This window comes from Mycobacterium sp. GA-1199 (assembly GCF_001500045.1).
Classification (GTDB): domain Bacteria; phylum Actinomycetota; class Actinomycetes; order Mycobacteriales; family Mycobacteriaceae; genus Mycobacterium.
The window spans coordinates 35,491-57,661 of sequence record NZ_LQIX01000020.1 but is presented as its reverse complement, the minus strand read 5'-3'; the positions used below and the strand labels follow the sequence as shown (position 1 = coordinate 57,661).

Below are 22,171 nucleotides of genomic sequence, written 5' to 3'. Positions count from 1 at the left end.
GTCAACAGCTTCCGACCCGGATCCGTGCCGTGCTGGCACTGGATCCGGCGGCAGAAGCCATCGAGTACCGGGGCGTCTGGACCGACTGGGAAACGATCGGCCACATTGCGACTGCGGTCGAGAGCCGGTTGAGCGCCGCCGGATTGGGCACCGGCTCGCCAGTCGGTCTGATCCTGCGCAACCATCCGGCCATGGTGGCGGCGCTGCTCGGGGTCCTACTCGTCAATGGCTGCGTCGTCACGATCAATGCCGGGAGTGGGGACACCCGGCTCGCCGCCGACATCGAGCAGCTCCGGTTGCCCGCGGTGATCGCACTCGGTGCGGACTGGCGTCGACCCGCGATTACGGCGGCGGCCTCGGGCGCGCTCGGTCTGGAAGTCGGCACCGACCCGGTTGCGTTGCGGACGGTCGACGGGCTCGAGCGCCGTGGCCCGGGCCCGTTCCGTCCGGTGCAGGATGGTGTGGCGGTCGAGATGCTCACCAGCGGCACCACCGGCCCGCCGAAACGGGTCCCGTTGTCCTACAGATCGTTTGAGCACACCGTCGATGCTGCGGGAGCCCACTACGGCACCGGCGATGCCGGCCGTGTTCGACTGCGATCCGGTATAGCGATCATCAGCTCACCGCTAGTCCACATGTCCGGGCTGTTCCGCACGCTGCTGAACATCTGTGAGGGCCGCAGGATCGCGCTGCTGGAGCGCTTTCGGGTGGACGATTTCGTCGACCTTGTCGTGCGGCACCGTCCGAAGGCGGTCAGCCTTGTGCCGTCGGCGCTGGCTATGGTGCTCGACGCCGCGGTGCCGCCGGACGTCTTCTCCAGCGTGCAGGTCGTCACCTCCGGCACGGCACCACTGCCGGTCGACCTGCAGGAAGCCTTCGAGGCCCGTTACAACGTCGCGGTGTTGCCGTCCTACGGGGCCACCGAGTTTGCCGGGGGCGTCGCAGGCTGGAATCTGGCGCTGCACCGTGAGTGGGCAAAGACCAAGCGGGGCAGCGTCGGCCGCCCGCAGCGTGGCCGCGAGGTTCGTATCGTCTCCCCGGATGACGGCACCGAGATGCCGACTGGGACGCAGGGGCAGATCGAGGTGCGCACCCGCGGCGGCGAGTGGGTGCGCACCACGGACCTCGGTCGCCTCGACGAAGACGGCTTCCTTTACGTCGACGGGCGCACCGACGACGCCATCATCCGCGGAGGCTTCAAGATCTCCCCGGCCGACGTCGTCGACGCATTGCGCAGCCACCCCGCGGTGCGCGACGCCGGCGTTGCCGGGCTCCCGGATGCGCGGTTGGGCGCGGTACCGGTCGCCGCGGTGGAGCTCGTCGACGGCGCCCATGTCGGACCCGACGAGCTGATGGATTTCCTTCGTCAGCGGCTCACCCGATATCAAGTCCCCGCACGGTTGTTGGTGGTCGACGAACTGCCGCGCACCCCGTCTCTGAAGGTGAGCCAGCCCGCACTGCGGGAACTGTTCGGACAGGAGCCGACGTGAACAACAACATTCGCGGCGCCGCCGCCATCGTCGGTGTCGCCGACGAGGTGTCGCCGTCCGGCGTCATCGACATACCGCTACGAGAACTCGAGGCCCGCGTGATCAGCGCGGCGCTCGCGGACGCCGGCCTGTCGCTCAGCGACGTGGACGGCCTGTGCACGTGCACCGGCGGTACCCTGATGCACTCGGTCGAACTGGCCGAATACCTCGGAATCACACCGAAATTCACCGATGTCACGCAGACCGGGGGCGCGAGCTACGGGCTGTACGTCGAACACGCCGCCGCCGCGATCGCCGCCGGCCTCGCCGAAACCGTCGTCATCGTTTACGCGTCGACCCCACGTGCGGCCCGCAAGCGCGGCGAGAAGGGCCTCGGGGTGTTCGCCACACCTGAACGGCTCGAGTGGGAGACCCCGTTCGGCGTCATGCTTCCGCTCAGTGCGTACGCGCTTGCCGCCAACCGGCACATGGCGGTCTACGGCACCACCGCCGAACAGCTCGCGCAGATTGCGGTAGACACCCGGGCATGGGCGGTCCGCAATCCCCGCGCCAATCAACGGGATCCGATCACCGTCGACGACGTCCTGAATTCCGGCTACCTCACCGAACCCATTCACAAGCTGGAGTGTTGCCTGGTCACCGACGGCGCCGCCGCGATCGTGCTCACCAGTGCGGAACGGGCCCGCGATCTCGGCAGGCCGGCCTACGTACTCGGCGCGACGTCGGCGGCATCGCACGCCATGATCACGCAGATGCCCGACCTGACCGTCACCCCGGGTGCGGTGTCGGGGCCCGCGGCGTTCGCCACCGCGGGCCTGAGTCCCGACGACATCGACGTTGTGCAGTTGTACGACTCGTTCACCATCACCGTGCTGCTCGCGCTCGAGGACCTCGGGTTCTGCAAGAAGGGCGAGGGCGGGCCGTTCGTCGCGGAGGGGGTGCTCGCACCCGGCGGCGCGCTGCCCGGCCAGACCAGCGGGGGAGGGCTCGCCTACACGCATCCGGGCGCGTTCGGCGCCTTCCTGCTTGTCGAAGCCGTCCGCCAGGTGCGGGGAGAATGCGGTGAGCGACAGGTTCCCGGCGCCCAGACCGCCCTTGCGCACGGCACCGGGGGCGTGTTGTCTGCGACCTCGACGGTCATCCTCGGAACGGAGGCGGTGCTATGACCAACGAAGCCAAGAGCAACGGATTGCCGGTGCCCGAGCCCAGTGCGGTTTCGGCGCCGTTCTGGGATGCGACCCGTAAGCACCGACTGGTCATGCAGCGCTGTACGGGATGCCGTCACCTGGTCTGGTATCCCCGGCACGTGTGCCCGCACTGTGGAGAGTTCTCGCTGCAGTGGGAGCAACTGAGCGGGCAGGGCGTCGTCCACGCGGTCAGCGTGCACCACCGCGCCGCCCATCCGGGGTTTGCCGACCGGGTGCCGTACTCGGTCGTGCTGGTCGACCTGGACGAAGGTGCTCGGATCATGTCGAACGTCTTCGGACCACCGCCGTCGGTGGGCGACGAGGTATTCGTCGGCTGGATGCCGCTCGACGACGGGCGCAACCTCCCGGTGTTCGAGCCCTGATGAGCAGCGCCGACTTGCGGCAAATCCGCGAGGAGATCGTGCTTCGCCACGTCGCAGGCGAGAACGCTCGCGATCTCGAGGCGGTCATGGCCACCTTCGCCCACCCCCGGTACGAAATCGTGCCCAGTGCAACCGTTTACGAGGGTGACACCGCCGTCCGGCAGATGATCCTGCGGCAGTGGGAGGAACTGCCGTGGCTGCACTACTCGGCGGAGGCCATCTACCACGGCCCCGACGGCCTGGCGGTGGAGACGAGAACGACCTGCCCCGGTACCGAGTTCGACACGCTCAGCATGAATGTCTTCGGTTTCGACGGCGCCGGGTTGATCTTGGAGAGATGTTATTTCGACCGGATGCTGTTCGCTGAACAGCTGAAAGGCGTCACCAAACAGAACGACTGAACAAATTTCGTCATGTTGTAGAATCGCCGCAGCCGAAGTGCGCGGGCAAGGAGATTCAATGGCCACCCAGTTGGACACCGAGGCACAGTCATCGACCAACGATCGCGCGATCGAGTTGTACCGCCTGATGAGCAAGGTGCAGCACGCCGATCAACGGATCCGAAAAGGCTTGTCTTCGGGTGAGATCGCGATGAGCTATTGGCCCGTCGACGGTCAGGAGGCGATGTCGGCAGGTGCCGCGCTGGCGCTGTCCGACACCGATCAACTCGTCAGCACGTACCGCGGTCTGGGCGATGTCGTCGCCAAGGGCATCGACCTGGCCGGCTATTTCGGCGAGATCCTCGGTCGAAACACCGGGCTGTCTCGAGGTAAGGCCGGTGCCATGGGAATCTCCGATCCCGACCATGGCATCGCGTGGACGACGGGCATCGTGGGGGCGGGTCCGCTGATCGCGAACGGCATCGCACTGGCCGCGTCGATCCGCGGCACCGGGCAGGTGGTGCTCGTCAGCTTCGGCGACGGTGCCACCAGCATCGGCTATATGCACGAGGCGATGAACATGGCGGCGCTGTGGTCCCTTCCGGTGGTGTTCTTCTGCCAGAACAACGCGTGGGCGGAGTGCACGGCGATGTCGCGATACACCCGGACCGCCCGGCTGTCGGACCGGGCCGCCGGATACGACATGCCAGGCGCGACGGTCGACGGCACCGACCCCCAGGCCGTCCACCACGCCGTGTCAGAGGCCGTCGCACGCGCACGATCGGGCGACGGTCCCACGTTCGTCGAGGCGGTCGCCTACCGGTTGCAGGGCCACTACTTCGGTGACGGCATGGCCTACGCCGATCCCGACGAGCTGGCGGCCAGACGCGCCGACCCGCCGTTCGATCGCTACCGGCGCCGACTGGTCGAGGAGGGGACCGCCACCGCCGACGACCTCGATCGGATCGACGCCGAAGTGTCGGAAAAGGTCGAATCCGCCTTCGCCGCCGCCCGCGACGCCGAGTCACTCGAGGCCGAGGAACTCACGAACGATGTGTTCGCGGACAACGGGTCTGAGTTGGCCCCGGGCACGGCGGCGCGTGTGTCGCTGCCCGAAGGTGAGACCGAGGACCTCGGGCTGGTGCAGGCGATTCATCGCACCCTCGACCGAGCGATGGCCGCCGACGACTCGATCATCCTGCTGGGCGAGGACATCGGCGATCGCTCCGGCGGCGGCATGTTCAAGATCACCGCGGGGCTCTCGGCCAAGTACGGCGAGCAGCGGGTGCGTGACACCCCGATCGCGGAGTCGTCGATCATCGGGGCGGCCCTCGGTGCTTCGCTCGCCGGTCTGCGCCCGGTCGCGGAATTGATGTTCATGGACTTCCTCGGTGTGGCGATGGACCAGATCACCAACCACGCTGCGAAGGTCCGCTACATGTCCGACGGCCGTCGAGGCGCACCGTTGGTGATCCGGACAATGGTGGGAACCGGTGCCGGCCCCCAGCATTCGCAAGCCGTCGAGGCCTGGGCGATGCACTCACCGGGGCTCAAGGTCGTCTGGCCCAGCACCGCGGCGGATGCCGCGGGTCTGCTCAATGCGTGCCTGCGGGAGGACGACCCATGCCTGTTCATCGAATCGATGAAGCTGTACTACGGCGGCGGCAAGGGGCCGGTTCCGGTGGCCGACTACGTCATTCCGCTCGGGCAGGCCGATATCAAGCGGGCCGGTAGCGACGTCACCATCTGCACCTACGGCGTCATGGTGCACGCAGCCTTGGAGGCGGCGAACACACTCCAGGACGAGGGCGTCTCGGTCGAGGTCCTCGATCTGCGGACGCTCGTCCCGCTGGACCTCCAAGCCGTTCTGGATTCGGTCGGAAGGACCAAACACCTTGTCGTCGCCCATGAATCGGTCGGCTTCTGCGGGCCGGGCGCCGAGATCGCCGCCGCCGTCGGCACCGAGCTCTTCGGCGAGCTCGCGGCGCCGATCCAGCGCGTGGCGGGCACCTACACCCCGGTGCCGCGGGCCGCGACGCTGGAGGCGGCCTGCCGCCCTGACGCCGGGAAGCTCAGCGAGGCCGTCAGGAGGATCACATGACCGAGATACGAATTCCCAAGCCGGGCGACGCGATCACCGAAGCCGAACTGACCGAGATTCACGTCCCCGACGGCGGAACGGTCAGCGAAGGCGAGCCGCTGTACGCAATCGCCACCGACAAGGTGGAAATGGATATCGAGGCCCCGACGTCCGGTGTCGTGACCTGGAAGGTCGAGGTCGGTGGCACCTACAGCGTCGGCGAACTCGTTGCCGTGATCGCATGACCGGGCTGCCCGAGTCGCTGAGCGTCGATCTGGGTGCGCCCGAGCTGATCGGCGAAATCGTCGGCGACACACTGACCGTCACCATCAACCGTCCGAAGAAACGCAACGCCGTCACCGCCGACGGCTACCACGGGATCAAGCGTGCCGCGATGATCGTCGCGGACGAACGAGCGCTGCAGTTCCTGGTGATCACCGGAACCGATGACGTGTTCTGCGCCGGCGGTGACATGAACGCGGTGGGCAACCCCGACCGATCCTGGGATGCGTTCACCGAGGCGTACGACGCGACACCTTTCGAAGTGCTCGGCAAGATCCCCAAGATCGTCGTGTGCGCGGTCAACGGCATCGCGATGGGCGGCGGCCTGGTGATGACTCTGTTCGCCGACCTCGTGATCGCGTCGGACCGGGCCCGCCTTCGGGTTCCCGATCTGACCCGGGGCGTCTACGAGGCGTACGTCGCCGCGCGCCTTCCGCAGCGGATCGGAACATTGCGTGCCAATCACATGATCTACGGAAACGACTGGCTCGACGCCGCCGACGCCGAGCGTTACGGGCTGGTTGGCAAGGTCGTGCCCCACGACACGCTGGCTGCGGAGACGCAGGCGCTACTGGACCGGGTCCGCAATACCGGCCCCGCAGCACGCGCGGCGATGAAGCGCGAGATGGCACGTGCCCTGCCCGCGGTCGACGTCAGCGGCTACTGGTCGTCGATCGGAACCTCCGAGCAGATCGAGGCGTTCTCCGCCTTCCTCGAAAAGCGTTCGCCGCGATGGTCGATCGATTCCGACCGCGACGCGTTCGTGCAGACCCGTCGGGCGGCGTGGATGCCGTCTGACCCCGGAAAGGATTAGCTGCCGTTGACAGAACTGCCGACCGGCTCCTCGGAGCTCACCGGATGCGACGAGATCCTCGTGGCCAGCGACGGTCCCGTCCGAATCGTGACCCTGAACAACCCCGGTGATGCCAATGCGGTCAACAATGCGATGCATGGCGCGTTCGCCCGGCTGTGGACCACGTTGGGCGAGGACTCCGAGGCCCGCGCGGTGCTCATCACCGGGACCGGCGACTACTTCTCGGCGGGCGGCAACCTGGTGGAGTGGCTGGAGACGCACGTCAACAACCCGGTCACCCGGCGCGAGGGGATGCGCGACGCCCGCCGCATCGTGCGCGACATGATCGATTTCCCGCTGCCGATCGTCGCCGCCGTGAACGGTCCCGCGGTCGGATTCGGTTGCAGCATCGCCGTTCTGTGTGACATCACCTTGATGTCCGATCGGGCGTTCCTCGCCGACACCCACGTCGCCAGCGGCCTGGTCGCCGGTGACGGTGGCTCGGTGCTGTGGCCGCTGATGATGAGCCTGATGAAGGCGAAGGAGTACCTGCTTCTCGGCGAGCGTATCCCCGCTGCCAAGGCGGTCGAACTCGGTTTGGCGAATCGAGTGGTACCGCACGACGCGATCAAACAGGAAGGACTCGCGCTGGCGCACCGGCTGGCGGCCCTTCCCCCGCGTGCCGTCCAAGACACCAAGCGGACGTTGAACCTGCACGCCGAACGCGCGGTGACGGCCATCCTGGACTACGGGATATCCGCGGAGACAGAGTGTTTCACCACTGAAGAGCACCGGGCCGCGATCGACAAGTTTCTGAATCGGTGACGTGATGTCCGATGGCACGACACCGCTGGTGGTACGTGAGGACAGGGGCGCCGTCGCGTTGCTGCTGCTGAACCGCCCGGCGCAGCGTAATGCGTTGCGTTACGGGTCGTGGACCGAGTTGTCCGATCAGTTGACGGCGGTGGCTGCCGACCCCGATGTGCGCGGCGTCGTCCTGGCCGGTGCGGGCGGATTCTTCTGTGCGGGCGGGGATTTGAAGAGCGGTCCGGCGCACGGTGCGGGCCCGCTCGGGCCGGCGGGCCGGGTCGAGCATGCGCAGCGAGTCATGGAGCAGCTCAAGGCGGTCCCGGTGCCGACCGTCGCCGCGGTGGAGGGCGCCGCGGTGGGCCTCGGGTGGAGCCTCGCGCTGTCGTGTGATCTCGTCGTTGCCGCAACCGACGCCTTCTTCAGTGCTCCGTTCGTCGCTCGCGCCGTCGTCCCGGACGGCGGCTTGGCCTGGCGGCTGACCCACCAGCTGGGCAGGCAGCGCGCCGCCGCACTGCTGTTGCGCGGGAAGCGACTTGCGGCGTCCGACGCTGCAGACGTCGGCCTGGTCACCGACCTCGCCGAGCCCGGCACCGCGGTCGACCGTGCGCTCGCCGTTCTCGACGAACTGGCACAGGCCGATTCCGCGGCGATGGAGATGACCAAGCGTCTGATCAACTCGGTGGAGACCGCCCAGCTGGCGGCCTTCCACCCGCTGGAGCTGGCGATGGCGACCGTCGCCCAGCAGCGCTCGGCTAGCGCGGCAAGCCGAGACCGGTGGTAGAGATCAGGTCCCGCTGAATATCGCTGGTACCGCCGCCGATGGTGTGCAGCAGCGACAGCAGCAGGCCTTCCGAGAAGTGACCGTCCAGCACGGCCTCGGGGTCGTCCGGCATCAGCGCGCCCGCAGGGCCCAGGATCCGGGCGCCCAGTGCGCGAAGCTCGGCAGTCAGTTCCGAGTGGTACAGCTTGGACAGCGACGGCAGCGCCGGATCCAACGATCCCGCCGCCTGTAGGTGTGCGATCCGGTAGGACAGGATCCGTCCCACCTCCACCCGCTCGACCGCCCGTGCCAGCGCCAGCCGGTTGGTCGGATCCGTCAACGGGTCATGGGGTTTCCCGCGCTGCGCATGGCACCAGTCGACGAGCTCGTCGAGATAGCGCTGCGCCTGCGCGGCACGGGTCACGTTCGATCGTTCGGCGTTCAGCAGAGCCTTGGCGACCTTCCAGCCGTCACCCTCCGCGCCGACCAGGTTCGCCGCGGGCACCCGCACATCGTCGAAGAACTCCTCGGCGAATGTCGGGTAACCCGTCATCGACCTGATGGGCCGGCGGGTGATGCCCGGGCTGGAGAGGTCGACGAGGAAGAACGAGATCCCCGCCTGCCGCTTCTCGCCCACGGGCGAGGTCCTGGCGAGCACGAAGATCCAGTCGGCCAGCACGCCGTTGCTCGTCCACGTCTTCTGCCCGTTGAGCACGTAGTGATCGCCGTGGCGACGCGCGGTCATCCGCAACGCTGCCAGATCGGATCCGGCCTCGGGTTCGGAGTACCCCTGCGCCCACATCCGCTCCGAGCGCGCGATCAGCGGCAGGTGCTCCTGCTGTTGTTCGGGGGTGCCGAAGCGAAAGAGCACCGGCGCCAGCATGTTCACCCCGTTGGTGTTGACCAGCGGCGCCCCCGCGTAGGCGAGTTCCTCCCTGATGACCACCTGTTCGACGACGCCGAGGCCGCCGCCTTCGTACTCCGCGGGCCAGTGCGGAACGAACCAGCCCTGGGCGTGCAGCATGCGACAGAATGCCACCGCCCGTTCGTGGCCGTCCCGGGGCAGGTAGTCGGGATTGGCGGCGGTGCGGCGGAACTCGTCAGGCAAGTTGTCGGCCAGCCAGTTGCGGACCGACTCGCGCAACCGCTCGACGTGTTCCCCGCCGCCGAACCGGACGATCGGCCTCAGCGGCATGCTCAGACCCGGTCGGCGGGTTTGGCTGCCCTCTTCATCAGCTCCCGCATGTACTCCTGGAACTCCTTCGACCCGGTGACGACCGCCTGCAGGTCGTTGGTGGCCTGCTGGTGGGTGCGAAAGCCCATGGTCTCCCAGGCCCGCATGATGCCCGCCTTCGTGGCCTGCAGCGTGATCAGCGGCGCCTTGGCGATCTTGGCGGCCAGTTCCTCGACGGTGCTCTCGAGTTCATCGGCCGGTACGACGCGGTTGACCAACCCGAACTCCAGGGCCTGCTCGGCCGAGATCCTCTGCGCGGTATAGAGGTACTCCGCGGCACGCTTGTAGTTCATGAACACCCAGGGCTCGAACATCGTCTCGGCCCCCGGCAGCCCAAACCCGGGCACAAGCGGCATCTGGAACCAGGCGTCGTCGGAACAGACCGTGATCTCGGGCAGCAAAGCCCAGGTCGTACCGCCGCCGATCGCGTATCCGTGCACCTGAGCGATGACCGGTTTCGGAAACTCCCACAGCTTCAAAACCGGCCACAGGAACAGTTGTGCAGCCGAACGCCACACCTTGCCCGAGGCGTCCAACTCCGCCTTGAACTCCGGGTAGCTCCCGTCGGGTACGTGACCCGAGCAGAAACCCTTTCCGTTGGCCTTGATGATGACGACCTTGATGTCATAGTCGTACTGCGCGTCGTCGAGCGCCTCGTTGACGCTGTGCACCATCTGGGAGGTCTGGGCGTTGGCACGTTCGGGATTGTTGAGAATGATCCGGGCGATCGGACCGTCCTTCTCATAGATGACATGGTCCAGGGTCCGCGTTTCCAACCTGCCCGTCCCTCCTCGACTTCAGTGTTGTACAGAATTACGCGGAGTGTACCATTGTTTAACGCCTGTCCACCCAGGAAAGGACCAGCCGATGGTGACAGCGGAGTTGCGCTGGGATCCGTTCGACCGTGCCCTACACAAGAATCCGTACGAGGTGTGGCGACGACTGCGCGATGAGGCGCCTGTCTACTACAACGAGCAGTACGACTTTTACGCGTTGAGCCGGTTCGACGACGTGCTGTCGGCCTCCCTCGACACCGAGACGTTCTCTTCCGAGCACGGCATCACGCTGGATGCGATCACGCCCGAACCGTGGCCGCCGCCGAAGGCGATGATCATGATGGATCCGCCCGACCACACGGCTATGCGAAAAATGGTCAACCGCACATTCTTTCGCAGCAAGATCGCCGAGCTCGAGGACCGGGTACGCATGCTATGCCGCGGATATCTGGATCCCCATGTCGGCAGCGGGGGATTCGACTACGTTCGTGACTTCTCCATGAAGCTACCGGTCATGGTGATCAGTTCGCTGTTGGGCTTCCCGGAAGAAGACCATGACAATCTGCGTGAGTGGACGGATCTGCAGCTTCACCGCGAGGAGGGCACTGCGGAGCTCAGCGAGTTGGGCCAACAGGCCAACGAGAAGCTCTTCGGGTATTACAAAGAACAGATTCAGAAGCGCCGGGTGAACAGCACCAGCGATATCGTCGGCAACCTGATGGACTCCGACCTGGTGCAGCCCGGCCGAGAAACTCGTCGTCTCGACGACGGCGAAGTCCTGTTCTTCATCGCGCTCATCAACGTCGCGGGCAACGAGACCGTCGCGCGACTGCTCGGCTGGACGGCGTTGACGCTCGCGCGCTTTCCTGGCGAACGCGCAAAGCTCGTCGAGAACCCCGGCCTCATCGGCGGCGCGGTCGAGGAACTACTGCGATATGAGGCACCGTCGCCCGTGCAGGGCCGCTTCACTCTGCACGACACCACCTTTCACGACACCGTGATACCAGCCGACTCCAAGGTCGCGCTGTTGACGGGCTCGGCCGGGCGTGACGAACGCCAGTACCCGAACCCCGACGTCTTCGACGTCAACCGCACCGGCATCCGGCACCTCAGTTTCGGCCACGGCGCGCACTTCTGCCTGGGCGCCGCGCTCGCCCGACTGGAGGCCAGGGTGGCCATCGAGGAAACCCTGGCCCGTTTCCCGACGTGGGAGGTGGACGAGGACGCCGTCGAATACGTCCACACCAACTCGGTGCGCGGTCCGGCGAGCGTGCCGATCCTGCTGTGAGCGCCACCGGACTGACCGCGCGCACCGAGGACGGGGTGCGGTGGTTGGTACTGGACCGCCCGGACGTCGGCAACTCCGTGACCCGGGCGATGCAGCGGGACCTCATCGACAACTTGGAGCGCGCATCGAGTGATCCCGGCATTCGTGCCGTCGTGTTGACCGGCGCGGGCACCAGGCACTTCTGCACCGGCCCCAACCTGCGCGACCCCGAGATGCGGCCGAGCCAGGACCGGGTCGCCGGCGACGCCGCGCGCAGGCTTCGCACCGGATCACAGGCCGTTGTCTCGGCGATATTGGACTGTGAAAAGCCGGTCGTCTGCGCACTGAACGGCGTCGCGGCCGGTGTCGGCGCGAGCATGGTCCTGGCGTGCGACCTGATCGTCGCCGCCGAAAGTGCGCGGCTGATCGAGCTGTTCGTGCGACGCGGCCTGGCGCCCGACGGCGGTGCCGCCTACCTGCTCGCGCGGAAGGTGCCGTTCAACATCGCCAAGGAACTGCTGATGTTCGGCGAGGAGATCACCGCTCAGGAGGCGCATCGCATCGGGTTGGTGAACAAGGTCGTCGCCGACGATCAGCTCACCGCGGAAGTGACGGCGTGGGCCCAGCGCCTCGCGCGCGGCGCGACACGCGGAATCGCCGCCGCCAAGGCGATGCTCAACCAAGCCCTCGACGTGGACCGCGCCGCGGCATTCGATACCGAGGCACTTCTCGTCGAGCAGGTGGCAGCCACCGATGACGTCGCCGAGGGGATGACGGCCTTCATCGAGAAACGCGACCCGACGTTCCGCGGACGGTAGCGGCGCCCACGCCGCCGGCCGATGTAGCGACAACCAAGGAGGCCGAAGATGGCGCGCAGCACTCCCGGGGTGATCGGGCCCTTCGCCAACGCGGTCCGGATGAATGTCGTTGCCGCCGTGCAGAACCGGGCGCGTGGGTATCGGGGGTGGACGGGCGCGGTCAACACCGACTTCGATCCGATGGATCCTGCGACGGCGTCTACGCCGTTTGAGGCCTACCGGAAACTCCATCGCAGCGGTCGGGTCCACTACAACCCCCGGCGGTCCAATTTCATTCTGAGCCGACTCTCCGATGTCAGGACCGCTCTGCGCGATACCGAATACGTGACGAGCGCCGAAGGGGTCACCCGGCTCAAGTTCTCGGCGCCGCTCGCTGTACTGACCGACGGAAACGAGCATGCTCGGCTGCGCAAGCAGGTCCAGCCGGGCTTCAGTAAGGGCGCAATGGACAGCTGGAAGGGGATGACGGAGAAGCTGGCGACCGAACTCGTCACCGAGGTCATCGACGACCCCGGCTGTGATGTGGTGCAGCGATTGGCGATTCCGATGCCCATCCGGATGATCGCGCAGATCCTCGGCATACCGGAGTGCGACGCCGACGACTTTCGGCACTGGTCGGAAGCCGGTGTCGGCATCATGGACTTCTCACCCACGCCGCGCGGTGTCGTCGGTGCGGTGAAGTCGATGGCGGCGATGGCCACCTTGCGCCGCTACTTCCTGAACCAGTTCGCCCACGGTGGTTTGAAAGGCTCCGGCACCGTGGTGGGCCGCCTGCTCGAACACAACAGCGACGGCAGCCTCACTGATGAGCAGCTGTTCCTCATCGCGATCCACCTGCTGATCGCGGGCAACGAGACAACCACCAACCTGCTGGGCGGCATGTTCGACACCTTGGCGCACAACCCCGACCAGTACGACACGATCCGAGCCGACCCCGACCTCATCCCCATGGCGGTCGAGGAGCAGTTGCGCGTGACGACACCGATCCAGAACCTCTACCGGTACACCTGTGCCGACTACGAGATCGCCGGCGTCACGATACCCCGCGGATCTCGAATCCTTCTGTTGTTCGGCGCGGCCAACCGCGACCCCATCGCGTTTGAGGACCCCGATCAGTACCGTGCGGACCGAAATCCCCGGACGCACATCGCCTTCGGTTACGGTGCGCACATGTGCGTGGGTGCTCCGCTGGCGAGGATGGAGGCTCAAGCGGTTCTACGTGAACTCGTTTCCCGGGTGTCGCGGATCGACGCGGTTGGCGACACGACGTGGTCGCGGCACAGCTCGTTGCGTGGGCCCACGCGGCTTGCGGTCCGGCTCACCCCGGTGCGGTGAACTCAGCGCAGCACGGCACGTAATACGTTGAGCGTCAGATAGATCGGGTCTGCGATTGACAATGCGACATTCGCCGTGCGGATTCCGGTCATGCTGACCGCTCAGCCGAGCAGCTCGGTCAGTGGTGTCACGTGCCCGATCCGACCGCCGGTCAGGAGCGGTTCCATGAGCAGGAGTTGGCGCATCACCCGACGGTGGAGCAGCGCAATCAATGCGGGGTCGTGATGCGGCGCCGCTGTGCGGACGAACTTCTCGAGGGTCTCGTCGCCCTCCGCGCGGTCGGCGGGTCGACTCCCGAGCAGATCCTGGATGTCATCGAGGTCGGCGGCGTCGATGGCGTGCGCGTACTCGCTCACGCGGTGACACAATCGCGCAACCTTCGCCACGGCGGACCGCTGGTACTCGGCGATACCGGCTGGCACTGCGAGCGACTCCACCATCGACGCCAGGCCGGCGATCGCGCCGGGATAGGCCGTGAGCATCGGATCGGGTAACGACACAGCCGATAGCTGGACGTCGGCCTGCCGGGCGATCGATTCGATCGCGTGCAGCGAGAGGAGATGGAACCACTCGATGTACTGGACGATGTCAGTCAGCGGTAAGTCCAGGTGCAGAACGATCGCGACACCGAGCGGCGTGCAGAGCGCGAACTTGGCGGTGTGGAACTCGATCGCGGCCCGGTCCAACGGTGTTCCGGAGGCCGCTTCGTAACGCCGCAACACCCTACCGAGGTCGCCCATCGGCTCCGTCACGTTGCGCAATCGCAGGCCCGCGAGATCGTGGCAGACGTCACCGATGTGAGCGAGTTCGACGTCGATCAGGCCGGTGACACGACCGTCGGCTGCCATGTACTGCCCGGTGTCACCGAGAACGAACGACGGGGTCGACCGGTGGGCCGGGGCGTTGCGCCGCAGCCATCCGATTGCGAACTCCAGTAACGGTTCCGGACGCCGCTTGTTGCTCCGATAGCGGGTCACGAACGTCTCGAAATGGTCGAGGGCGAGCGCACGTGCACCGTCGGGGATGCGCAGGTTCGCAACCGCGAACGCCGCCGGGTCGATGGAGTGGGTACGCACGAGTGCGTCGACGTAGGAGTCCATGATCGCGTCGACGTCGTGAGCATCCTCGGTGTGACACGGATTCGGCACTCCCGGCAACAGGTCCATCACGACCGCCGATGCTTCGGGGATCTCCCCGTGTACGTGGGGGACGGGGATCTGGTGCGCCTCCATCACCCGCAGGATCGCTGCCTCCGCCGCGACGCCGGCGAAGCCGAACCCCTCGCGATCGCCTCGGACATAGAGGCCGACCTCCCGACCGCCGCGGTCTGCGGTGACGAACCACGCAGGCCGCCAACGGTGGTGGCGTTCGATGGTGCGCACCGGTCCGATATTCGCTGAGATCCAGTCCTCGACGACGGAGTCCACGCCGTGTTCAGTCACTGGACAATAGTACAGATAGTGTGCTCTCGTAATATCTGAAAGACTCCGCCGCCGAACGGCAGCGACCACACTGGAGGCATCATGAGCCTGTTCGACGCCTTCTCCTATCGAGACAAGCGTGTCGTCGTCGTCGGTGGCGCCACCGGGATGGGCAATGCCACAGCTCGGCTCGCTCAGGACGCGGGTGCCGACGTCGTGGTCATGGACTACGCCGACTGCGACCTGCCCGGCGTCACCGCGATCCGAGTGAATCTGGCGGACCGGAACAGCATCGACACTGCGGTGGCCGAATGCGGGGGCACCGTCAACGCCGTCTTCGCGTGCGCGGGCGTGGCGGACGGTCCCGGTATCGAGCGCATCAACTTCATCGGTCACCGCCACCTCATCGAGCGAATGCGCGCCGAGGACATGCTCCCCCGGGGCAGCGCGATCGGGTTCATCTCGTCGGCGGCCGGCCTCGCCTGGCGGTCGAACCTGCCGCAGCTCACCGAGTTCCTCGACATCCTGGACTTCGACACCGCCGCCGCGTGGGCGGTCGACAACGGTTGTGCGCACTACATGTTCACCAAACAGGCGGTATGCGCGTACGTGGCGCGCGAGGCCATGGATCTCATCTCCGACGGCATCCGCATCAACGCCATCTGCCCCGGTCCCACCGACACGCCACTGGCGCGGGCCAATGCGGAACTCTGGCTCGACTTCGGTGCCGACTACCGCGCGAAGGTCGGCGTGGCCGCCGCCACGCCGATGGAACAGGCCTACCCGCTGCTGTTCCTGTGCAGTGATGCGGCGCGCGTCGTCAACGGCATCACAATGGTGACCGACTCGGGATATCTCAGCGCCGGCATCACCGAGGTGTTCCCCGCAGGCACGCCGATGGCGAAGATGCTGTTGGACGGGTAGTGGCCATGAGTGCGGACCTCGCGAACAGCGTCGTCGTCGTCACCGGCGCGAGCGGTGGAATCGGCCGTGTGATCGCGCGGCGGTACGCGCGCAGCGGCGCCACGGTCGCGTTGGTCGCGCGGCGGCCAGACCAACTGGCGGTGACCGCGGACGCGATCGCCGAGGACGGTGGCCATGCCTCGGTGCACGTCGCCGACATCCGGGACGAGAGTCAGTGCAGGGACGTCGTTTCCGCGGTCATGTCCCGCTGGGGGCGTCTCGATGTCCTGGTCAACAACGCCGCGATACCGGGCACCGATCAGCCGGTCGTGGAGGCCACCGTCGACAACTGGAACGAGGTGCTTGCAACGAATCTCGTCGCCCCGATGGTGTTGTCGCGAGAGGCGCTGCGGCAGGCAATGATTCCGGCCAGGAGCGGCAATATCCAGTTCCTGTCCTCGGCTGCGGCGCGCACGGTTCAACCGCAGAAGGCGCACTACGCCGCGGCCAAGCTGGCATTGAGCGCACTGGGGCAGACGCTGGCACTGGAAGTGGGGACCGCCGGGATCCGGGTCAACACCCTGGTGGTCGGCACGGTGGAGGGTCAGTTGGTCGACAACTACCTGGCCCGGCGGGCGGCCGCCGATGGAGTGAGTCCGGACGAGGTGCGACGCACACTGGTCGCGTCGACCAAAATGGGCCGACTGATCCGCCCGGACGAGGTCGCGGACGTCTCCATCTGGCTGGCCTCCGACGCCGCGTCGGCGATCACCGGCCAGGACATCAACGTGACAGGAGGCTGATGCGGATGGCTCACCGCGACCAGGTCGCAATGTTGGTGGCACGCGACGAAATTCGTCAGCTCGCATTCCGGTACGCGGCCGCGCTCGAGTCACGAGACGTCGACGCGATGGTCGACCTGTACTCGCCGGACGCCCGCTTCGGCGAATACGGCGACGGTCCAGACGGACTGCGGCGGCTGATGGCACACAGCCTCGACGGATGCCTGTTCGTGGTGATCCTCGTGGCCAACCATTTGATCGACTTCGATGACGACGCGCAGGCCCGCGGCCAGGTGTGGGCACACTGTTTCGCCCAGACCGAGGCCGACGGCTTCGTCGAGCAGCTCATCAAATACGAGGATCGCTACGAACTGCGCGACGGCCGGTGGCTGTTCTCCCACCGCAGGCACCGCCTGTGGTACGGCATCGGGCACGCCCAGTCGCCGCTGCGCCAACCGGCAGCCAACTGGCCCGCCGGCCAAATCGGTGTCGGCGATATCCCGTTGTCCGACAGTGTGTTCCACAGCTGGTGGGCGGGTCGATCGTGACGCGCGGCACCCACTACTACCTCACCGACGGTCTGGCATTTCCGGAGAGCCCGATTGCGGAGGCGGACGGGTCGATTCTGGTCTCGGAGATCGCCGCCGGGTGCATCGCGCGGGTGCGGCCCGACGGCACCAAGGAGAAGGTCGCCGACACCGGCGGCGGGCCGAACGGGATCGCCCGGCTGCCAGATGGTCGGCTCGTCGTCTGTCAGAACGGCGGCGCCACGTTCGGAATCGGACCGTGGCCGTACGATTTCGACGGCTGCGCCATGCTGTTCCGTCCGATCGGAGCCGCGGCCGCACCGCTGACACCTGCGATCCAGATCGTCGACACAGACGGTCGGGTTGACTCGCTGACCACCGAATTCATCGCCCGCGATGGGCAACGGTCACCGCTGGTCCGTCCGAGCGACGTGTGCGTGGACTCGTCTGGTGGCTTCTACGTCACCGACGGCGGAACGTTGAGGGGTCGCACTCGCGATGTCACCGGGCTCCTGTACGGCACCCTCGACGGCGAATTGCGAGAGGTGGTCTACCCGCTGGAGATGCCGAACGGGGTTGCGCTCTCGCCCGACGAATCGAAACTGTATGTCGCCGAGACCAGAACGCGCCGGATCTGGGAATTCGACCTCGCCGCACCCGGCGTCATCAAGGCTGCGCGTGGGTTGGCGACGGTGCCGAGCGGAGGACCGCTGAATGTCGGTGGCGCCGACGGCCTGTGCGTCGACACCGCGGGGCGGATTCTGGTGGCGACGCTCGGCACCGGCGGGCTGACGATCTTCTCGGCGGACGGGACACTGCTCGGCGCCGTTCCCGCGGACGATCCAATGACCACCAACGTGACGCTCAGCGCGGACGAGTCGACGCTCTACATGACCCTCGCCTCGTCCGGGCGGATCCTGGTCGTCGAGGACTGGTTGGCCGCCGCGGGAATTCGGTGAGTCGCGGCTATTCCTTGTTGGTCATCTGGTCGGCGAGATTCTGGATGAAGGCGCCGTACCCGACGCCGCCGTGGTCGGACATCACGGCGTCGTAGTCGTACTCCGGCGGATTGCCACCGTTGGGCCGCCAGCCGGAGTCGGCCGTGCAGGAGGCGAACCCCTCCTCTGGGAACGCGTACCAGCGGCGGGTGTTGAGTTCGACGATCTTGTGCGCTTCTTCGTCGGGAACACCGGCCAGCATCTCCTCGGCGCGAGCCCGGCTCTTCGGCCAGAACGAGTCGGAGTGCGGATAGTCGCACTCCCAGGTGATGTTGTCGATGCCGATCAGATGGCGCAGTCCAACCCCGACCTCATCCTCGATGAAGCAACCGGTGATGTTGCGGCGGAACAACTCTGACGGCGCGATCGTCGGATGGATGTTCTGGTAATACTTGTGTTTACGCCACACGTAGTCGGCGCGCTCGATGATGTACGGCATCCATCCGATGCCGCCTTCGGAGAACGCGACCTTCAAGTTCGGGTGCTTGTGAAAGACCGGGGAGAACATCAGCTCGACCGCCGCCGACATCGACGTCGTGCCCATGAGCGTCACCATCACCGCGAACGGCGCTTCGGGCGCGGTGGCCGGTGGCATGCCGCCGGAGCCGAAGTGCATGACCGCGGTCAAGTTGGTCTCCTCCAAAGCGGACCACACCGGATCCCAATGCGGGGTGTGGAAGCTCGGTAGGCCGAGATTCAAAGGGTTATCGGGCAGGCCGACGGCGCGACAACCCTTGGCCGCCATGCGCTCGATCTCCTTGACCATGAGCTGGGTGTCCCACAGCGGGGTGATCATCATCGGGATGAACCGCGCCGGATCGGTGGCACACCACTCGTCGATCGAGAAGTCGTTCCATGCCTGCACGCACAGCAGTGCCAGGTCCTTGTCGGTGCCCTCGAGGAAAACCGTGCCGCAGAACCGCGGAAAGGACGGGAAGCACAGCATCGCGTGGACTCCGTCGATGTCCATGTCCAGCAGGCGCGCCTTGGGGTCGTAGCACCCGGGGATCATGTCGTCGTAACGCACCGGGTCCACGCCGAACTCCTCGGGACGCTTGCCGGCGACGGCGTTGAGCCCGATGTTGGGATACGCCCGCCCCTCGTAGACCCACTGGTGCATCGGCGGCTTGCCGTCCCGCGGGAACTCTACGATGCGGGGGCCGTCGTGCAGATACTTCTCGGGCAGGCGGTCGGACCAGACGTGCGGAGGTTCGATGAGGTGGTCGTCGACCGAGAGCAGCTTCATCGACGGTTGCAGTGGCATCGCTGGTTCCCCGTCCTTCCGGCTGATAGGCTCAATAGAACAATTGAACATATTATGCTTAGTTGACTATAGCGCCCGGTGGTGTGGGAACTCAACCGTGGCAAGGAGGCGCCGATGGATCCCAGTGATCGCATTCCGCACGACGACTGGGCCGATCAGGATCTGCTGACCCGCGCCGAGGCTGCCGAACGGTTGGCCGCCGAGATCGCCGACGTCAGGGCCAGGGTGGACGCCGGCGCGTCCGACGAGGTCACGCTGCGTCGGCTCGCGGCGCTTCAAGAGGCGCATGCCCAACTCGTTGATGGACGGGCGCCGAACTGAGTCACTTCGATCGCGGGAGGCCGAGCACCCGTTGCGCGACGATGTTGCGCTGAATCTGCGCGGTCCCGCCGTAGATCCCCGCGGCCCTCGACCATACGTAGATGTCCCACTCCAGCCCCTCGCGCAGCAGCGGTTCGCTGTCGGTGAGATCCATCATCGTGTGGCCGAACACCTGGTCGGCGCGGGCCATCAGCAGCTTGTCGACGGACCCTTCCGGACCCGGGAGGGCGCCACGCTGCCGCTCACTCAACGACCGCAACACCTTGACCTGCAGGGCACGCAATTCCGCGTACACGCGACCGAGCCGAACCCGGGTCATCGGGGAGTTCTCCAACTGCCCGCGGCGCACCTGCTGTTCTAAGTCGCGCAATTGCCTTGACAGCCTGCTGATCCAGTTGATGTCGCTGGGGCCGCGCTCGTAGGCGAGCAACTGGTTGGCGATCGTCCAGCCCTGCCCGCGCTCGCCGAGCAGGTTCTCCTCGGGCACCTCGACGTCGTCGAACGTCACCTCGGTGAATTCGCGGTTGCGTGCGGAGTTGACGATCGGCGTGACGGTGATACCGGCTGTCGACATCGGCACCAGCAACACCGAGATGCCCTGATGCTTGGGGACGTCGGGTTCGGTGCGGCACAACAGAAAACACCAGTCGGCGACGGCGGCGAAGCTTGTCCAGATCTTGCGCCCGTTGACCCGAAACACGCTCCGAGCACCGGTTTCGACGAGGTCGGCCCGGGTCTTGAGCCCGGCCAGGTCCGATCCGGCCTCGGGTTCGCTGAACCCCTGACACCACCGCACCCGGCCCGAGAGCAGGCCGGGCAGCAGTTCGGCGCGCTGGGTGTCGGAGCCGAACAGCCGCAGTGCGTTACTGAGGTGGCCGACCCCTTCGATCGGCGCCGCGCCGGCGCGGCCCAACTCGTCGTTGAGGATGGCTTCGTAGATGGGGGGCAGGCCGTGGCCGCCGTACTCGACGGGAAACGACAACCCGATGTATCCGGCTTCATACAGGGTCTGATGCCAGGCGTTCTGGGCGTCCGCGCGTGCCGCGGGGTCGTCGGGGATCGCGGCGTCGGCGCTGTGGTCGCGCAGCCACTGACGCAGGTGTGCCCGGAATTGCGCTTCCTCAGGGGTGTCGTTGAAGTCCATCGCCTATGCCAACCCCTCGTTGGCCAACCGCAGGTGTGCGATTGCCTCGTACTGGGCCGTCTCGTCGCCGAACAGACGGCGGTTCAGCAGAGTTCGGCGCACACGTAGATGCGAGACGTGCTCCCAGGTGATGGCGATCCCGCCGAACACCTGAACCGCGGTCTCCACGACGTCACGGCCGGCCGCGGCGGCGTACGCCTTGGCCGTCATGGCCGCCAGCAAGGCCTCCTCGGTGGGCAGGTGGTCGACGGCCCACGCCGCGTGCCACACGCAGCTTCGCGCGCCCTCGACGCCGATCAGCGCATCGGCGAGCATGTGCTGCACCGCCTGGAACGAGCCGATCGGGACCCCGAATTGGACTCGCTCCCCGGCGTAGCGGACCGCGTCATCGAGGGCGCCCTGCATGACCCCGAGCAGGTCGGCGGCGACGACGGTCAGTGCGAGTGCTTCGACGCGACGCCAGCGCTCCTCGGAGATCGGCTCGCCGACGGTGGCGATCGGCACCGCGCTGTCGGAGGGCAGTCGGCGCAGCGTCCGGGTGAGATCGAGGCCGTCGGCGGCCGCTCCGCCGCCCAGTGGGGCCGTGCCGAGGTGGCGCAGCCCGTCGGCCTGGTTGGCCACCAGAACGTGGGTCGCGCCTGCGGCGTCGAACGCCACCGCGCCGCCGTCTGAGGCGCCGAACCGGCGCAGGTCGACGGTCAGCGCCGGGGCGATGCGCAGTTGTCCCTCGGCCAGAAGATCCAATTCCTTCTCCGCGCGCGCGGCTTCCAACAACTCGGCGGCGAGCACCGCTTGACCGGCGACCGGCACCGCACACAGCGTGCGGGCCAGCTGCTCGATCGCCAGGATCGTCTCGACCCCACTGGCCTCCAGCCCGCACAGGGCGGGGGAGCGCAGGGTGGGAATGCCGATCTCGACCACCTGGCTCCACTGCCGCGCCAGGGTGTCACCGCTACCGATGTCGCTCGGATCCGTGGTCGCCAACTGATCCGCCAGCGCGGATACGGTGTCCTGCAGGAGCTTTTGCTCGTCGGTCAGGCCGATGTCCATCGACCGATCAGCCGTCTGTCAGAGGCTGTGCCAGCCCACACACCGCATTGGATTCGCAGCGCTCGCGATCCACTTCGACACGCATCCGGCTTCCTTCCTGTGCGTTCGGATACCATCATGAATGATAGAACGAATATTGTTCAACTGTTCACTCGAGGAGGCTCGT

The 22,171-nt window shown here is 66.7% G+C and carries 23 protein-coding genes; 17 read left to right on the top strand and 6 right to left on the bottom strand.

Features of this window, described 5'->3' with window-relative positions:
* Window positions 1–29 precede the first annotated feature (29 nt).
* From AU198_RS14645 to AU198_RS14605, 9 genes are read left to right on the top strand one after another with little or no spacing between them, the layout of a single operon-like run.
* Window positions 30–1,490, top strand: a complete 1,461-nt coding sequence (locus AU198_RS14645; protein WP_064348871.1) for a class I adenylate-forming enzyme family protein — start codon at window positions 30–32, stop codon at window positions 1,488–1,490.
* The gene (locus AU198_RS14640; RefSeq protein WP_064348870.1) at window positions 1,487–2,656 is read left to right on the top strand and encodes an acetyl-CoA acetyltransferase; all 1,170 of its coding nucleotides are present in this window, start codon (window positions 1,487–1,489) and stop codon (window positions 2,654–2,656) included. Before AU198_RS14645 ends, AU198_RS14640 begins: the two co-directional genes overlap by 4 nt.
* On the top strand, window positions 2,653–3,060 hold the full coding sequence (locus tag AU198_RS14635) for a Zn-ribbon domain-containing OB-fold protein (protein ID WP_064348869.1): 408 nt from the start codon (window positions 2,653–2,655) through the stop codon (window positions 3,058–3,060). Before AU198_RS14640 ends, AU198_RS14635 begins: the two co-directional genes overlap by 4 nt.
* Window positions 3,060–3,461 (top strand): nuclear transport factor 2 family protein, encoded by a 402-nt coding sequence (locus tag AU198_RS14630; RefSeq protein WP_064348868.1) that lies wholly within the window; start codon window positions 3,060–3,062, stop codon window positions 3,459–3,461. Before AU198_RS14635 ends, AU198_RS14630 begins: the two co-directional genes overlap by 1 nt.
* A 58-nt stretch (window positions 3,462–3,519) precedes the next feature.
* Window positions 3,520–5,541 (top strand): alpha-ketoacid dehydrogenase subunit alpha/beta, encoded by a 2,022-nt coding sequence (locus AU198_RS14625; RefSeq protein WP_064348867.1) that lies wholly within the window; start codon window positions 3,520–3,522, stop codon window positions 5,539–5,541.
* A complete protein-coding gene (locus AU198_RS14620) occupies window positions 5,538–5,765 on the top strand; it encodes a biotin/lipoyl-containing protein (protein ID WP_064348866.1) in 228 nt (75 codons plus the stop codon). Before AU198_RS14625 ends, AU198_RS14620 begins: the two co-directional genes overlap by 4 nt.
* The gene (locus AU198_RS14615) at window positions 5,762–6,616 is read left to right on the top strand and encodes an enoyl-CoA hydratase/isomerase family protein (RefSeq protein WP_064348865.1); all 855 of its coding nucleotides are present in this window, start codon (window positions 5,762–5,764) and stop codon (window positions 6,614–6,616) included. Before AU198_RS14620 ends, AU198_RS14615 begins: the two co-directional genes overlap by 4 nt.
* Before the next feature lie 6 nt (window positions 6,617–6,622).
* Entirely contained in the window at window positions 6,623–7,420 is a 798-nt protein-coding gene (locus AU198_RS14610; protein WP_064348864.1) for an enoyl-CoA hydratase/isomerase family protein, read from the top strand.
* A gap of 4 nt (window positions 7,421–7,424) precedes the next feature.
* The gene (locus AU198_RS14605; protein WP_064348897.1) at window positions 7,425–8,186 is read left to right on the top strand and encodes an enoyl-CoA hydratase/isomerase family protein; all 762 of its coding nucleotides are present in this window, start codon (window positions 7,425–7,427) and stop codon (window positions 8,184–8,186) included.
* Here AU198_RS14605 and AU198_RS14600 read toward each other — a convergent pair.
* Both AU198_RS14600 and AU198_RS14595 read right to left on the bottom strand, forming a co-directional pair.
* A complete protein-coding gene (locus tag AU198_RS14600; protein WP_064348863.1) occupies window positions 8,158–9,360 on the bottom strand; it encodes an acyl-CoA dehydrogenase family protein in 1,203 nt (400 codons plus the stop codon). The genes AU198_RS14605 and AU198_RS14600 overlap by 29 nt on opposite strands.
* A 2-nt stretch (window positions 9,361–9,362) precedes the next feature.
* Entirely contained in the window at window positions 9,363–10,175 is an 813-nt protein-coding gene (locus AU198_RS14595; RefSeq protein WP_064348862.1) for an enoyl-CoA hydratase/isomerase family protein, read from the bottom strand.
* A 91-nt stretch (window positions 10,176–10,266) separates the two neighbouring features.
* On the opposite strand from AU198_RS14595, the gene AU198_RS14590 reads away from it, so the two are divergent.
* The 3 genes from AU198_RS14590 to AU198_RS14580 are packed head-to-tail and all read left to right on the top strand — an operon-like array spanning window position 10,267 to window position 13,595.
* Window positions 10,267–11,463, top strand: a complete 1,197-nt coding sequence (locus tag AU198_RS14590) for a cytochrome P450 (protein WP_064348861.1) — start codon at window positions 10,267–10,269, stop codon at window positions 11,461–11,463.
* The gene (locus AU198_RS14585; protein WP_064348860.1) at window positions 11,460–12,260 is read left to right on the top strand and encodes an enoyl-CoA hydratase/isomerase family protein; all 801 of its coding nucleotides are present in this window, start codon (window positions 11,460–11,462) and stop codon (window positions 12,258–12,260) included. Before AU198_RS14590 ends, AU198_RS14585 begins: the two co-directional genes overlap by 4 nt.
* 48 nt (window positions 12,261–12,308) lie before the next feature.
* The gene (locus AU198_RS14580) at window positions 12,309–13,595 is read left to right on the top strand and encodes a cytochrome P450 (RefSeq protein ID WP_064348859.1); all 1,287 of its coding nucleotides are present in this window, start codon (window positions 12,309–12,311) and stop codon (window positions 13,593–13,595) included.
* A gap of 101 nt (window positions 13,596–13,696) precedes the next feature.
* Here AU198_RS14580 and AU198_RS14575 read toward each other — a convergent pair whose 3' ends face one another.
* Entirely contained in the window at window positions 13,697–15,037 is a 1,341-nt protein-coding gene (locus tag AU198_RS14575; protein ID WP_064348858.1) for a phosphotransferase family protein, read from the bottom strand.
* Between the two features lie 81 nt (window positions 15,038–15,118).
* Between AU198_RS14575 and AU198_RS14570 the strand changes: the two genes are divergently transcribed.
* The 4 genes from AU198_RS14570 to AU198_RS14555 are packed head-to-tail and all read left to right on the top strand — an operon-like array spanning window position 15,119 to window position 18,187.
* On the top strand, window positions 15,119–15,940 hold the full coding sequence (locus tag AU198_RS14570) for an SDR family oxidoreductase (RefSeq protein WP_064348857.1): 822 nt from the start codon (window positions 15,119–15,121) through the stop codon (window positions 15,938–15,940).
* Window positions 15,941–15,945: 5 nt separating this feature from the next.
* On the top strand, window positions 15,946–16,722 hold the full coding sequence (locus tag AU198_RS14565; protein ID WP_082691032.1) for an SDR family NAD(P)-dependent oxidoreductase: 777 nt from the start codon (window positions 15,946–15,948) through the stop codon (window positions 16,720–16,722).
* A gap of 5 nt (window positions 16,723–16,727) precedes the next feature.
* Window positions 16,728–17,249, top strand: coding sequence for a nuclear transport factor 2 family protein (locus AU198_RS14560; RefSeq protein ID WP_064348895.1), 522 nt, complete (start codon window positions 16,728–16,730; stop codon window positions 17,247–17,249).
* Complete coding sequence (locus AU198_RS14555; RefSeq protein ID WP_231744675.1) at window positions 17,246–18,187, top strand: SMP-30/gluconolactonase/LRE family protein; 942 nt, start codon at window positions 17,246–17,248, stop codon at window positions 18,185–18,187. The genes AU198_RS14560 and AU198_RS14555 overlap by 4 nt, the downstream gene beginning before the upstream one ends.
* 7 nt (window positions 18,188–18,194) lie before the next feature.
* Here the strand turns inward: AU198_RS14555 and AU198_RS14550 are convergent, their stop codons facing one another.
* Window positions 18,195–19,490 (bottom strand): amidohydrolase family protein, encoded by a 1,296-nt coding sequence (locus tag AU198_RS14550; RefSeq protein WP_064348856.1) that lies wholly within the window; start codon window positions 19,488–19,490, stop codon window positions 18,195–18,197.
* A gap of 114 nt (window positions 19,491–19,604) precedes the next feature.
* Between AU198_RS14550 and AU198_RS14545 the strand changes: the two genes are divergently transcribed.
* Entirely contained in the window at window positions 19,605–19,811 is a 207-nt protein-coding gene (locus tag AU198_RS14545; protein WP_064348893.1) for a hypothetical protein, read from the top strand.
* Between the two features lies 1 nt (window position 19,812).
* Here AU198_RS14545 and AU198_RS14540 read toward each other — a convergent pair whose 3' ends face one another.
* The gene (locus AU198_RS14540; RefSeq protein WP_064348855.1) at window positions 19,813–20,955 is read right to left on the bottom strand and encodes an acyl-CoA dehydrogenase family protein; all 1,143 of its coding nucleotides are present in this window, start codon (window positions 20,953–20,955) and stop codon (window positions 19,813–19,815) included.
* A 3-nt stretch (window positions 20,956–20,958) separates the two neighbouring features.
* Complete coding sequence (locus tag AU198_RS14535; protein WP_064348854.1) at window positions 20,959–22,005, bottom strand: acyl-CoA dehydrogenase family protein; 1,047 nt, start codon at window positions 22,003–22,005, stop codon at window positions 20,959–20,961.
* Window positions 22,006–22,171 lie beyond the last annotated feature (166 nt).